Genomic DNA, 13605 nt, shown 5'->3' on the forward strand with positions numbered 1-13605 from the left:
CTTCTCTTATAAACCACGCCAGCCTAATGAATTGTCGCCGTGACCACCATGCCAATTAGACTATTGGTTTAGAAAAAAAGGAGGGTGACCTGTCATCAGGCCACCCGTGCTGCGGTCAGCGCCATCGGCAGGGTGGGCAACCCTGCCGCACGGGCTTACATGGCGTGCTTGATGCCCTTGTTGATCAGCACCCAGTTGGCCGGGTAGGACGTCAAAAAACCCACCAGCATGGCGATCTGCATCATCGCCCAGAATTCGGGGGTAAAGGCGTTCATCTCGCCCAGCCACAGGGGGGTAGCAATCAGCATCCACAGGTACATGCCCGCCTGAAAGGCGATCAGCGACAGGGTATCGGCCTTGATGGCATCGCGTAATGCCGCACCGGGAGGCTGATCGCTCATGGCCCGAATCGGCAGGTACTGAAACAGCACGCCGAAGGCATAGGCAAACAGGAACGCCAGCAGAAAATGGCCGGCCATGGCCGAGCCGAACAGAGTGAAGGCCGTTAGCGTAGCGATGGGGGAGGCAATGACATCGCCCAGCGTGCAGCCGCCGCCGCAGTGCGTGGCGGAAACGAACACGCCCTGCCACTTTGGCTTGCTGCTGTGGTGGTGGTGCGCATGGTCGCCGTGATGCGCTTCCTGCTGCTGACTGCGGGTGGGAGCACGGCCCATGGCGGTATAGGCCCACCAGCCGATCACTGGCATATAAAGGCCCGTGACCGGCCAGGTCACGTTCATGACCTTCATGTGCTGGGGGCGTCTGGCGATATCCAGCGCGATGGCTACGGCGGTTACAAGGCCTGCGATAATAAAGCTCCAGGCGATAACGGGGGGCATGATATGACGCTCCTTGTCGTATCTGTCATGACGAGTCCGGGTGAAAGTCAGATCATGGTTTAGAAGCCCCTGGCCCGCAGCGCAAGCCTGGTGTTACTCCCGGGTTTCAGACGCGGGGGGTTGATATTGCCGCGCTGAGCTACCATCTCTACGAACAGTTCACCCCTTAAGGAGTACTTTTCATGAGTGCACCACGTATTTTGATGGTTCTGACCTCACACGATCAGATGGGCGATACCGGCCACAAGACCGGCTTCTGGGCCGAGGAATTTGCCGCTCCGTACTACGCGTTTCTGGATGCAGGCTGCGCCATCACGCTGGCTACGCCGAAAGGCGGTGTGGCGCCGATCGATCCGAACAGCGAAAGCGAGGATGCACAGACCACGGCTACCCGCCGCTTCTATGCCGATCAGGAAACCCAGCAGCTGATCAAGGTGACCGAACCGCTCAGCGGCGTATCGGCCGAAGAATTCGACGCCGTCTTCTACCCCGGCGGCCATGGCCCGCTGTGGGATCTGACCGACAACAGCGAATCCATAGCCCTGCTGCAGGATTTTCTGGCTCAGAACAAGCCGATTTCCGCGGTATGCCACGCCCCGGCGGCATTCCTGAACATCAAGGACGCGCAGGGCGAGTTCGTGCTGAAAGGTAAAAAGGCCACCGGCTTTACCAACGGCGAGGAAGCCGCGGTAGGCCTGACCGACGTGGTGCCGTTTCTGCTCGAGGACGAGCTTAAACAGCGCGGCGCCGAGTACAACAAGGTGGACGACTTCAGCCCCTACGCCGTGCAGGATGGTCTGGTGATTACCGGCCAGAACCCGGCAAGCTCTGAAGCCGTGGCGGAAAAGCTGCTTGCGGCCATCAAGTAATATTCAACGCCCCGGCACTTTGTGTCGGGGCGTTATCCCCGGTACACTGTTCGCCTCGCCCGAGTGGCTCAACTGGATAGAGCAACGGCCTTCGAAGCCGTGGGTTGCAGGTTCGAATCCTGCCTCGGGCGCCACTGACCCTTCCAAACCAATCCCAAGCGTTCCAGTAAGACGATGAAAATGAAGAGAATTTCATTGGATTATGTCCTGAGCGTTCCGAGCAATTCCTACCGAATCTGGCATACTCCCGGTATACTTTCTGGCCTATTGTCCTGTTAGAAAAAGCTCGGTATACCACTCATGCCCCTAACTGCCCGCCAGATAGAGAAAACCAAGCCAGGTGATAAGGTAAAAACCCTCTCCGATGGAATGGGACTCGAACTGAGGATCTCTCCCTCTGGAAAGCGTGGATGGCGTTTTCGATACACCCGCCCCGATGGTTCGAAACGGCGCAATATGATCAGCCTCGGGTCATACCCGGTCATTACACTGGCTAAAGCGCGTGAGTTGTCACTGGATCTACGCCGCTTGCTTGCTGACGGCGTTGACCCGGCGGAACAGCGAAAAGTTGAGAAGCATGAGCAGCTCTATCCCAATGGCTACACTTTTTACGCACTCGCCAAGGAGTGGCATGAGGGCAAGACAGCCCAATGGAAGGCCACTTCCAATCGGGCCAGAATGAGCTGGTCTGCTCTCGAACTTCACGTATTGCCCTATGTGGGTGATCGCGGGCTGGATGATATAACGCCAATGGAATGGCTTGAGGTGTTGCGCAAGCTGGAGCGCCAGGGCAAGCATGAACAAAAGCGGAAAGTGCATTTTTTCTGCCGGGATATTTACAGGCTGGCCGTCGTGACTGGCAGAGCGGCAAACAACCCTCTTAATGATTTGAGTGTGGCGTTGCAGCGTGGAAAGAAACGCCATATGGCACACGTCAGCCAGGATGAATTACCCGACCTTGTCAGGTCCATTGAGAATTACAGTGGCTATGAACTAATAGGGCTGGGGCTCAAACTTTTGTTGATGACGGCTGTGCGTCCCGGTGAGCTGAGACAGGCCCATTGGGATGAGTTCAATCTCGAAACGCGAATATGGGTTATTCCTGCTGAAAGAATGAAGATGGGACGGCCCCACAAGGTGCCCCTTCCTCGACAGGCTATCGCAGATCTTCATCGCATCAAGCGAATCTCTGGCCATTACCCTCATCTGTTTCCAAGTCGAAACAACGCATCAAAAATCATCTCGGATATGACTTTTGGCATGGCTTTGAAGCGTATGGGATTCGAGGGCCGCCATGTACCGCATGGTACACGTCACACCGTGGCCACCGGTTTGAAGGAAATGGGCTATCCCGGTGAGTGGATCGAGATGCAGCTCTCGCACAAGCTACCGGGCATTCAGGGCGTTTATACCCATGCCGAGCATATGGCTCCCGAACAACGCCCCGCCATGATGCAGGCCTGGGCAGACAAGCTTTTTTCAACCGGTTAGGCATCCTGAAAATGCATGGGCTAGGTGAAAAATGCCGCGATTGTGGCTCCCTGATGTTGATTACATACAGAGGCAGGCTCGGAAAGAACCACGACCTGGTCTTATTACGATGCGGCGGGCATGGGTGTAGCTCACGTCTCAAGGCTGAACTGGTCATAAAGCCTGTGCGTGCTTATCAGAGTGAACAGACATCCCGCTCCAGGTTATCGAGAAACACTTACGATCAATGGCCTTTCTGGCGCAAGAATCTATCCAATATTTACGGGCATAGACCAGACAGAAACCCACCGGGGTTAGGTTTTACCTGCCTTGGGTGTGGCAGCAATCTACGGATTCGCTCCAGCCGGCGTATCTCCAGAAACCGCAAAACGGTTTATCTTGATTGCGTGCATCCTGACTGCGATAAGCGGTTCAGTACTGATGTCCGGATGGCGGATTTGCCTGCACTCTCATACCGACTGACGTTTTGTGGTTATACAAGCCGATGAGAGCCGGCTATCCAAGGCGCTTTTTATAGGACACTACATGGCCTTGATCGATGTTTTTAAAGGGATCGACTTAGCTGTTAAACATGGTTTCGAGATTGATCTCGAAGGAAAAAAGCCAGCCAGCCTCATTGAAGCTGCGGAGCAGGCCTTAGGCATCGTCTTTCCGCCAAGCTACAGAGATTTTTTACTGTCATTTGGCTGTGGAGATATTGCAGGGCACGAGTTTTATGGCGTTATTGGACCTGATTTTTCCAATGCTGGTATCCCTGACGCCATATGGTTAACACTTCGTGAGCGAGTAGATTCCAACTTGCCTTCTCGCCTGGTTGTTGTGAGCGCTGGAGGTGATGGCTCATATTACTCACTCGATTGTGGACGCGTTTCAGATGACAAGGAATGCCCTGTCATTATCTGGTGGCCGAGTGCCTCAGAAGAAGAAAACCTCGACAAGAATGAGGTGTTATTCAAGGATTTTGGCGCTTTCTTCCTAGACCGGATCAGGTCTTCCCTTTAACAAAAATGGTGAATATTCAACCGTTCCAACTACGTTGAAAGCTTCAGTCGATTTGGCGTTCTTAATCAGCCTTGAGCCACTGCCTTCAATAGACCGCAGCGGCTTTTTTGAGCCTGTCGAACACTCAATGTTGTATTTCGTTGTGAAGCACGCCTTTACAACGCGCGCCGCTCGAAGTCCCTACCATCCCTTGGCAAGCTGATCCTGTCCCCGGCGGCACCTGCGCTGCCTGAATCAACCATGACAGGAAACGCCCATGACGGCATCAACACACTCCAACACCGGCGCTTACCAGCACGTCGAGCGGATCCAGCTTGGCAACCGTCTGCTGCGCCGCCGAGAGGTGGAGCTCAAGACAGGCAAAAGCCGCTCATCGATCTATAAGGGTGTGAGTGATGGCACCTTCCCGGCCCCAGTCCCGATTGGCGACAACAGCGTCGCCTGGCTTGAAGAAGAGATCGATGGCTGGATTGCCGAACGCCTCGCCCAGCGCAACGCCACTTTGAAAATGACCGCACAGGAGGCCCGCCCATGAACCAGTTCACCCTTGAGATTGACGGCCAGCACCTGCGTTTTACCGAAGCCGACATCCCGGCCATTGAACAGGCCCTTGCCAAAGCCATTGAGCGCCCCGGCCACTTCGTATCGACCTCAGGCCATAGCCAGGTGCGGGTCATGTTGAGTACTACCTTCTCATCGAACTTGGCCTCCCTCCAGACCGACTGCTGATTACCCACAACCACCCGTAATACCGGCCATCCGGCCTCACGCCGGATGGGTTGGGGAAGCTTTGCCCTGAATTTGATGGAGTACCGCGTTATGCGCACAGTTGTCGCGCCCCGAAGGTCTTTTCCAGCGCTTGCCGGAAAAAATGACGTGGAGGAGGGCTTGCTCCTTCCGCACCGATCTGATTATGATGAGCCTGTCGCAGCAAAATCTGCGACCGGGTTTGGCGACTCGGAACACTCAAGGCGCAGTAGCGCCATAAACATGCGGATGGGCGCTTTTTTTGTGCCCGTTGTATGTCGTTATGGCGGGCTGTGTGGGGAGATCTTCGGATCTGCCGGTTTCCTTGAGTTCCGGTTCGCCAACCCTGCACAGTCCGTCACCCACCTGTTTGGCGACAGCGGTGACGGTTCCGAACCAACTCAAGGAACCTGTCCCATGGCACAGCACGCCCCCCGTGCGTCTGCACGCACGCCCCAGTTGCATCCCGCGCAACCGCGCACGACTCAGAACACGATCCCCGATTCCCAAAAAGCCGTGGCGCTGATCGGCACCCGACTGATCGAGTTGCGCGTCAATCGTCGCTCCGAACAGTTCGCCGAAGTGCTCGGCATGGCCCGCATGGCCCTGACCCTCGGCGCTATCTCCCGCACCGACTACACCGAGCTGCTCGAGGACTTGAACATCTTGCTCGACGCGGGGGTGTCTCATGGCTGAGCGTCCGACCCACACGCCACTCTCGACCAACACCAGCCGCACCGCCCCGGTGCTGATGATCGACAACACCGCCGAGCGCAAGGAGATCATCGAGTGCGCCGAACGGCGCATGCTCGCCGCCCGCGAGATGCTGTTCACCCTGTCCAGCATCGAGCTCGACCGCACCATTGCCGAGGGGCGCGACCTTCAGAGCCTGACCCACGCCGCTTACCTGCTGCTGGCCGACGCCGATGACCTGTATAGCGTCGCCCTGCATCACAAGGAGGTGAGCCATGGCTGATGCACTTCAACGCCTGCGTCTGGTGAGTCGGGCTGCCTTGAGTGATGCCGAGACCCTGTTGGCCGAGTGGCTGCCCGATGGCCAGCGCCAGGGTACCGAGTGGGTCGCCCGCAACGCGCTGCGCGGCGACCGACGCGCCGGATCGTTCGGGGTATCCCTGACTACCGGCAAGTGGAACGACTTTGCCGACAGTGAAGCCCATGGCGGTGATCTGGTTTCCCTCTACAGCTACCTGCACGGCTGCCGTCAGGGTGACGCCGCCCGTGCCATCGATGCCCGGCTGGGCCTCGGCATCTACCGGGCCAGCGAGCTGTATCCACTGATCGCCGAGATCGACACCCGTGCCCCGGCGGACAGCGTCGAGACCGGCCAGGCCCAGCGCGATGCCAGCCGCGCCGCCGCAGCCAGGCGGGCGCGCAAGTACTGGGCAACCGGGCGTCATGCCCGTACCAACCGCTACGTCCGGCAAAAGCAGATCCCACCGACCGGTGTGCGCCAGTCTCACAAGGGCTGGCTGATGGTGCCCCTCTATGCAGGCGGTGAGCTGGTCAACCTGCAATGGATACAGCCCAACGGCACCAAGCGCTTTTTAAAGGGTGGCCAGGTGCAGGGTGCCTACTGCCTGCTGGGAACGCTTGAGCCCGGCAAACGGCTGTATGTGTGTGAGGGCTGGGCAACCGGCGCGACCCTTCATTACCTGACAGGCGATACCGTCGCCTGTGCCCTGCACGCGGGCAACCTGCTGCCGGTGGCGCGTTACTTCCGCAGCCACCTCAATGGCTCGCTGGATCTGGTGATTGCCGGAGATGACGACCGACAGACCGAGGGCAATCCGGGGCGGCGGCTGGCCAACGAGGCTGCCATCGACGTGGGGGCGCTGGTGCTGTTCCCTTCCTGGCGCGACGGCTGCCCCGAGCACCTGACCGACTTCAACGACCTGTACCGCTGGCACAACGCCCGCATGGACGCCGAAGAACGCGCCGCCGAACAAGGAGGGCCCCGCCATGACGGATAAAACGCCCCATACGCCGCCGAAGAACGACGGGCAGAAACCCAACCTGGCTCTGGTGGGCGACCCGTCTGCGCCGGAACACCAGCGGCTCCAGCGTCCGGGCTACGCGGTCTATACCGGCACTACTACCGTGGAAGGCAGGCGGTTCAACGCCGGAGTCTGGTATCACGGCATCAAGCAGACCAGCCCCGATGACGCGGGCCTGCCGTTTGATCTCTGGATCTGTTCGCCGCTGCATGTCGATGCCGAGACCGTCGATACCGATGACGGCAGCATCGGGCGCCTGTTGCGGTTTACCCATCGAGGACAGGTGCGTGAATGCGTGATCCCGATGGAAGCGCTCGCCGGGAAGGGGGAGGACGTGCTCAAGAGCCTGATGCGTCAGGGCCTGGTGATCGAGTACAGCCAGCGCAAGCATGTCCCGGCCTATATCGCCAGCCACCACCACCCCGACCGGGTGCTCGATACCATCACCCGGCCGGGCTGGCACGACCCCAGCGGGGCCTTCGTGCTGCCGCACCGGATCATCGGCAGTGATCGGGTACGGTTCCAGAGTTCCGGCCGGGAGGCGCGGATCTTTGATACCCGGGGAACGCTTGCCGAGTGGCAAGGTGATGTGGCGGCCTACTGCCTGGGCAACCCGGTGCTGATCCTCTCAGTCTGCTGCGCACTGGCCGGACCGCTGCTCAAGAAGGTCGGCGTCAACGGCGGCGGCGTGCATCTGGTCGGTGACTCCTCGAGCGGTAAATCGCTGGCTCAGGACATTGCTGCCACCGTCTGGGGGCCGCTGGATCGGTTCAAGATGTCCTGGGACATGTCCGGCGGCGGCGTCGAGATCGAGGCTTCATCACGCAATGACACCGTGATGGTGATTGACGAACTCAGCCGGGCCAGCCCCAAACAGATCCAGAGCCATGCCTACGCCATCGCCAATGGCACCGGGCGCGGCACCATGACCCGGGAACGGGAAGGCCGCCCCAAGAACTACTGGCGACTGCTGGCGCTTTCCAGCGGCGAGCGCTCGCTGGGTGACCATGCGGCCATTGCGGGCAATACCGCCCACGCCGGGGCGGAGCTTCGCATGGTGGACGTCAATGCAGGCACGCGCACGTACCGGGCCTTTGATGATGTGCATGGGCTGGATGGCGAGGGCTTCCACCGGTTGCTGACCGAGAACGTGACCCGTCATTACGGCCATGCCGGGCCCGCCCTGGTCGAGTACCTGCTGGCTCCCGACCGGCTGGCCGCACTGGGCGAGCGGTTCAAGGCTCAGCGGCGCTACTTCGCGGTGCAAGGCTCTCAGGCCGGACGGGTCGCGGATCGCTTCGCCGTCATGGCGCTGGCCGGAGAACTGGCCAGCGAGTGGGGCATCCTGCCCTGGCCTGCCGGGACGGCCATGAAGGCCTGCCGCCACCTGTTCCATGAATGGCTGGCCACCATGGGGGATGGCAATGCCGAAGATCGTCAGATCATCACGGCGCTGGCCGACTTCATCGCCCTGCACGGCGACAGCCGGTTCTCGGACGTGACGGCGCAGTTTGCCGCCACGGTCAATCATCGGGCCGGGTTTTATGAAGTTGACCAGGGCAAGCGCCTCTATCTCTTTAACCGCGCCGCACTGGGCGAAGCCGTTCCCGGCTACAGCCGGGAGCGCATTCTCAGGGCGCTCGGCCAGCGCGACGCCCTGGTAAAAATGGACGAAGGCCGCAAGCAGAAAAACTACCGCCTGCCAGGCGGTGGCAGTGCCCGGTTCTTCGTCATCGACCCTGAAAAGCTGGAAACAGAAGGCGGTGCCCGATGACACGCTCAACCGTCGCGCCCTTTGCTGCGCTCACCTTCATCCCCGCAACCTGGGGCGGCCTGATGGCCGTCCCCTCATCCACAGCATGGAGCCACCCCATGACCGCTGCCAACGCTCAAACCACCACCATGGACAATTCCACCATGATCACCGAGACCGCCACTGCATCTATCTCGCAGCCGTCACAGCGTCTGCTGAACGTCACCTTTGACTATCAACCTACCACGGTGGCCATTAAGGCCATGACGCCGGAAAAGGCGCAGGAGCGTCTGGCCACCGCCCGCATCGACTACCTGGACAAGCGCGAACGGCTGAGACAGGCCAGTGACGAACTGACCCGGCTTGAGAAAACTGTCACCGCCGCCGAGACGCAGGAGCAGCAGGCCGCTAAAAGCTGGCGCAAGGCGTTTCTGGAAGGCGCCGGCCAGCAGGGCAAGGAAGTGCGTTACCAGCAAAAGCAGGCCGGCCAGTGGCGCATCGAGGCCGAACAGAAGCGCGAGATGATTGAGCTACTGACCCCGCAGGTAGAATGGTTCAAGATTCAGACACAAGTTGCGCAGGAAGAATTTCAGCGCCGACTTTCGGCAGCGCAGGAAGTCATTACCCATCACACGCTGCTGGCCGAGGCGGAAAAGCTGTTTGAAGGGCTCGAAAGCGATGCTTTCCGGGCATCGCTCAAGGGGCTGTTCCAACGCATTACCGACGATCTGTGCAACAACGTCGGGTACATGACCCGGTACAATCTGGACGTGTCCAGCGAGCCGGGCGAACGTATCTTTACCAGCCTCAACGATCAGGAGGCCCGGGAGGTGCGTTGTGATATTCGTCAACGTCAGTACGCGGCGCTGGGCGAGCTGATGTGGCACCTGCTGCCGAAAACGGAGACCCAGCAGCCGGCAACGCTCAAGGGCATTGCCCCTCTGGCGTGTGAAGCCAACCCCAATGAGCTGGGCACCACACTGGCACGCCATCGGCGACTGGTAGAGCTGGAAGCGACTATGGAATACGTACCGGGCAAGACGAAACACTGACCGCCGGAGGACAGCAGAAGGCCCCGCCATGTGCGGGGCTTTTTTGTGCGTGGACCACGGCTTATCAATAATTTATCCAGGTATCGTGTGATTATTGGCAAAACATCAGAGGTTTAAAAAGGATGTTCACTGAATCGCAGAAGATTGAAACCTACAAAATGCTTGGGCAGGTGGCGATGTGCTCAGGAGGAAGTGAGTATAAGATCGCGTGGGCAATGAGCTTGCTTGAGCAAGGAGTGGCGTCGCCGAATCTTGATATTTTGGCCACTTTGTCGAAGCCAGTGAATGAGTTTGAAGCGGACGACTATTTTAACCGAGTGCTAACCGAGCTCGGTATTTTATGGCCAGGAGATGAAGCAGCAATAGAAGGTTATGCAAAAGTAATAAGCCTGGAGGTTATTGAAGGACAGATCTCTCCAGAATCCGGTGCATCCAGGATGTATGCCCTTTATGCTCCGCTGAATTACCCGGATCCGCTTCATGAGTTTTCATCTCTTGATGATGAATGGTATTGCGAGTGTATCAACGGCTGGTCCGAACAGCAGAGAAGAGACGAAATTGTTAGAGCCTGCAAGGAAGCTTATGAAGCTTTCTGTTTTCCCTGTGTATTCAAGACCTGACAATTTCATGTGGGCGTACTGGAGGTGGCCATCTTTTTCTTTGTAGGTGGCCACGGCCACAAACCCATTCGCTCGCCAGAGGAAAGGATCGCCAACACTGGCAATGACACTCATCGGGCGCTGGAACGGTGAGGGAGAATCGCTACAGGAACCTGAATTGAGTGGCAACACTGGCAACAAGGCAACAGCGTGCTGTAACCCGCATGGTTGAGGGGCTGAGGCGTTGCCATTAATACAGGGATGAGTGGCAACAACTGGCTACTTCTTACTATAGGGCTTTCTTCCCGATGTCTGCCCTCGTGTCGTTGCCTGTTGCCAGTGGTTCGGGCATCGGCAACAGGTTGCCGGGCTGTAACCCGCATGGTTGTGGGCCGTGGCCAGTGTTGCCACTGTTGCCGGTGTTTTTTCACAGACACGTACACGTATACCGGAACAGGAGGGAGGGCTCCAACGCGGGCCTGTCCGTTCTTCCATGGCGAGCGGGGTTTAGAAGGCTGATGGCAAGCTCTGAGATGATCTTTTCAGCGAGTCACGGGCCGAAAAAGGTAGCCCGTGCGCGATCCATTTTAACCTGACCTGCCAGAAATGACTGTGCGTCAAACCGTTACCGCGTTCATATGTCTAGTCATGCCGGCGCGATTGAACTGTAGGCTCATAAATACCAGTCCGGTGAAAATCACGCCCAGCAATAGCCAGGCTTGATCAAACCCGCCCAATACATCTTTCATGGCACCCGCTACAAAAGGAGATATTGATGCAATGAGGTACCCTATGCCCTGAACCCAGGCCGTCAATTGACCTGCTGCGACCGGGTTATCAATATGATCCATGGTGATAATCAGGCTCATTGGGAACAGTCCTCCGATTCCCAGCCCCAGTAATGTCGTTGATAGCCATGCCGTTTGAATAGGCCATTGACTTAATAGGACGAACCCCACAATCGAGAGCATCAAAACGAGAATCAGAACAGGGCGTCGATCACCCATACGATGAGATAGAGCAGGAAACGTTAGCGCTGCCACCACCTCAACGGCACTTAGCCAGCTCAGCATGAAACCCGCCCGGGCCGGTGGCCATCCCAGACCCGAGAAAGTAGGTGGGAGCCATGCAAGTAGACAGGTATAACCGGCTGTTCCCAGGCCGAAAAAGATAGCCAGTGTCCAGAATCGAGGGATCCTTACTATTTCATCAAACGAGAGCTGTTTGTTTTCGGCTTGAGATGGCGTTGAAAGCGTTTGATCGCGCCGAAGCCAGAAATACAGTGCCACTAAAGCTACCAGGCACCAGGCAGCAAGCCCTGTTTGCCAGCTCAGAAAGTGATTGATAACAGGCGTCAGAGAGGCTGCCAGTGCTGCACCTGCCATGATCGAGGCAACATAGACGCCCATCACCAGCGCGGTTTTGTCTCCGGCCACGTGTTTTATAAAGCCGGGCAGGGTGGCCTGAATAAAGGCAATGCCCATGCCCGCGCCCAGTGCTGCTACCCATAAACCGACAAACCCCAGTCCGGCCCAGTGCAGGGCATCCGAAGCCGCGATGGTGATCAGAGCCAGAGTAATAACACCGCTCATACCCATGCGTCTTACAATGACGCCGTTGGCAAAGCATCCCAGCCCCATCGCAATGACTGGCAGAGTTGTGAGCAGTGAGACTTGAATGAAGCTCAAGGGCACATCATTTTGAATGGATTCCACGACAGGCCCGATGGCTGCCATCGACGGTCGAAGATTAATCCCGATCAACATTGTCAGCAGACAAATGCTCATAAGGTTATGAGACGCTGGGAAGTGCATGTTTTTCAATGGAAGGCTCTCTTTTTTACAGCAGTGCTTGCTTAACGTTTTGAACGGAAAGTACTGTAAAACCTCACGTTGACTTGAGGTCAAGAGAGCATGTCGGAAAAGCGTATTAACCCTGACAAAAGGGCGCTAAGCGTTGGGGAGGTGGCTCGTCGCAGCGGTATAAGGGTGTCGACGGTACATTACTATGATACCCAGCGGCTGATTTCCAGTTGGCGTAACCAGGGGAATCAGCGCCGCTTTTCACGTGACGTTTTGCGGCGCATCGCACTGATAAAAATTGCCCAGAGTGCCGGTATACCGCTTGACGATATCCGCCAGGCATTGAGCGTGCTACCTCACCATCGAGCCCCTGATCGGCAGGACTGGGAGGCACTGTCCCGACAGTGGCAGTCGGTTCTGGAAGAAAAAATTGCCGACCTGACCCTCCTGAAAGATCAGATGAACGACTGCATCGGCTGTGGGTGCCTGTCGCTGGAGCTTTGCCCCTTGAGGAATCCGGGGGATATAGAAGCAGAGCGGTAGAGGCCAGCATCCAGACGTTTGAATCTGATTCAGGCCAAGTAGCACTCCAGGCCTAAAGCACTTCCCACACACGAATGATCACGGCCGGGTCTTCCTTGAAGTTGGGGCCACGCTCGACCGTGCCCAGAAAGATCGATTTATTCATCCATTCATACGGGCTATCAATCGGCGCTTCAAAGCTCAATACGCTGCGTACGTAATCGTTATCCGGGTTTTCCTTCGTTGGGCGGTGATCAATGATGGCCTTGTTGGTTACCACAATAATGTACCCATCGTCGGTTTTGATCGCGTAGCGCGCCTCCAGATCAAGTACGCCATCCGGGCGGCCCAACTGCCAGTCGCCTCCACCGGGCATCACGCTTGCCTTTATTTTCGGGCCTTTCACGTCGCCGCCGGTGATCCAGACAATGCCCCGCTCGCCGTACTTGCTCTGGCCGACGGTGGCGCGGTCCGGGTCAATGGTCACGCGAGACTCGTACACGAACCTGGTCTCCAGCCGGTTATCCCTGTTCGGATCCTTCTCGGCGCTGAACGCATTCAGGCTCGCCATCGAAAACACACTGAGTAAAAGGCACGTCAGTTTCTTCATTAGGGGATAGCCTTTGCTGTTTTATTGTTGGAGATGATGCCGTCGCCAGTCTGTGCGCCCCGGCTAATCAATGAACATACAGCAGTTACCTGGCGCACCAGTATCCGGTATTGGCAAACCCTCCGGCGTTGGGCAGGGAGGTACGTGTTGTGGAACAGGTGGGCTTCCTTTGGATAAGTGAGGACGTCTTTAATTTAGTGATACCTTTAGTACAGGCGGGCTCAGGCCGACAGGGTGCAAGGGCACGTGTAACGGCAGGCCATATTTGCAAGGAATCGCAAGCGAATATGACCCCCTCAACCCC

At 57.6% G+C, this 13605-nt stretch carries 15 protein-coding genes and 1 tRNA gene; 13 read left to right on the plus strand and 3 right to left on the minus strand.

What is annotated here, in order from left to right; all coding sequences use genetic code 11:
- Positions 1–155: 155 nt before the first annotated feature.
- Positions 156–839, minus strand: a complete 684-nt coding sequence (locus OQ287_RS09250; protein ID WP_265896253.1) for a DUF4396 domain-containing protein — start codon at positions 837–839, stop codon at positions 156–158.
- A gap of 182 nt (positions 840–1021) precedes the next feature.
- Between OQ287_RS09250 and OQ287_RS09255 the strand changes: the two genes are divergently transcribed.
- From OQ287_RS09255 to OQ287_RS09310, 12 genes are all read left to right on the plus strand, one after another.
- Positions 1022–1708, plus strand: a complete 687-nt coding sequence (locus tag OQ287_RS09255) for a type 1 glutamine amidotransferase domain-containing protein (RefSeq protein WP_265896254.1) — start codon at positions 1022–1024, stop codon at positions 1706–1708.
- 57 nt (positions 1709–1765) lie between these two features.
- A tRNA-Arg gene (locus tag OQ287_RS09260) sits at positions 1766–1842 on the plus strand.
- A 166-nt stretch (positions 1843–2008) separates the two neighbouring features.
- Positions 2009–3199, plus strand: coding sequence for a tyrosine-type recombinase/integrase (locus OQ287_RS09265; RefSeq protein WP_265896255.1), 1191 nt, complete (start codon positions 2009–2011; stop codon positions 3197–3199).
- A gap of 525 nt (positions 3200–3724) precedes the next feature.
- A complete protein-coding gene (locus OQ287_RS09270; protein ID WP_265896256.1) occupies positions 3725–4201 on the plus strand; it encodes an SMI1/KNR4 family protein in 477 nt (158 codons plus the stop codon).
- 256 nt (positions 4202–4457) lie between these two features.
- On the plus strand, positions 4458–4736 hold the full coding sequence (locus OQ287_RS09275; RefSeq protein ID WP_265896257.1) for a helix-turn-helix transcriptional regulator: 279 nt from the start codon (positions 4458–4460) through the stop codon (positions 4734–4736).
- The gene (locus OQ287_RS09280; RefSeq protein WP_265896258.1) at positions 4733–4930 is read left to right on the plus strand and encodes a hypothetical protein; all 198 of its coding nucleotides are present in this window, start codon (positions 4733–4735) and stop codon (positions 4928–4930) included. Before OQ287_RS09275 ends, OQ287_RS09280 begins: the two co-directional genes overlap by 4 nt.
- A gap of 435 nt (positions 4931–5365) precedes the next feature.
- Positions 5366–5644 carry a hypothetical protein gene (locus tag OQ287_RS09285; protein ID WP_265896259.1) on the plus strand — a complete coding sequence of 93 codons (279 nt, stop codon included), beginning with the start codon at positions 5366–5368 and terminating at the stop codon, positions 5642–5644.
- Positions 5637–5924 (plus strand): hypothetical protein, encoded by a 288-nt coding sequence (locus tag OQ287_RS09290; protein ID WP_265896260.1) that lies wholly within the window; start codon positions 5637–5639, stop codon positions 5922–5924. The genes OQ287_RS09285 and OQ287_RS09290 overlap by 8 nt, the downstream gene beginning before the upstream one ends.
- Complete coding sequence (locus tag OQ287_RS09295; protein ID WP_265896261.1) at positions 5917–6939, plus strand: toprim domain-containing protein; 1023 nt, start codon at positions 5917–5919, stop codon at positions 6937–6939. Before OQ287_RS09290 ends, OQ287_RS09295 begins: the two co-directional genes overlap by 8 nt.
- Complete coding sequence (locus OQ287_RS09300; RefSeq protein ID WP_265896262.1) at positions 6929–8737, plus strand: DUF927 domain-containing protein; 1809 nt, start codon at positions 6929–6931, stop codon at positions 8735–8737. The genes OQ287_RS09295 and OQ287_RS09300 overlap by 11 nt, the downstream gene beginning before the upstream one ends.
- Positions 8734–9768 carry a hypothetical protein gene (locus OQ287_RS09305; RefSeq protein WP_265896263.1) on the plus strand — a complete coding sequence of 345 codons (1035 nt, stop codon included), beginning with the start codon at positions 8734–8736 and terminating at the stop codon, positions 9766–9768. Before OQ287_RS09300 ends, OQ287_RS09305 begins: the two co-directional genes overlap by 4 nt.
- Before the next feature lie 122 nt (positions 9769–9890).
- Complete coding sequence (locus OQ287_RS09310; RefSeq protein ID WP_265896264.1) at positions 9891–10388, plus strand: hypothetical protein; 498 nt, start codon at positions 9891–9893, stop codon at positions 10386–10388.
- A 596-nt stretch (positions 10389–10984) separates the two neighbouring features.
- Here the strand turns inward: OQ287_RS09310 and OQ287_RS09315 are convergent.
- Positions 10985–12181 carry an MFS transporter gene (locus OQ287_RS09315; protein WP_322974113.1) on the minus strand — a complete coding sequence of 399 codons (1197 nt, stop codon included), beginning with the start codon at positions 12179–12181 and terminating at the stop codon, positions 10985–10987.
- 99 nt (positions 12182–12280) lie between these two features.
- On the opposite strand from OQ287_RS09315, the gene soxR reads away from it, so the two are divergent.
- On the plus strand, positions 12281–12712 hold the full coding sequence (gene soxR / locus OQ287_RS09320) for a redox-sensitive transcriptional activator SoxR (protein WP_265896265.1): 432 nt from the start codon (positions 12281–12283) through the stop codon (positions 12710–12712).
- A gap of 52 nt (positions 12713–12764) precedes the next feature.
- Here the strand turns inward: soxR and OQ287_RS09325 are convergent, their stop codons facing one another.
- Positions 12765–13301, minus strand: a complete 537-nt coding sequence (locus OQ287_RS09325) for a DUF3237 domain-containing protein (RefSeq protein ID WP_265896267.1) — start codon at positions 13299–13301, stop codon at positions 12765–12767.
- Positions 13302–13605 lie beyond the last annotated feature (304 nt).

It is taken from the genome of Larsenimonas rhizosphaerae (assembly GCF_026240105.1).
GTDB lineage: Bacteria > Pseudomonadota > Gammaproteobacteria > Pseudomonadales > Halomonadaceae > Larsenimonas > Larsenimonas rhizosphaerae.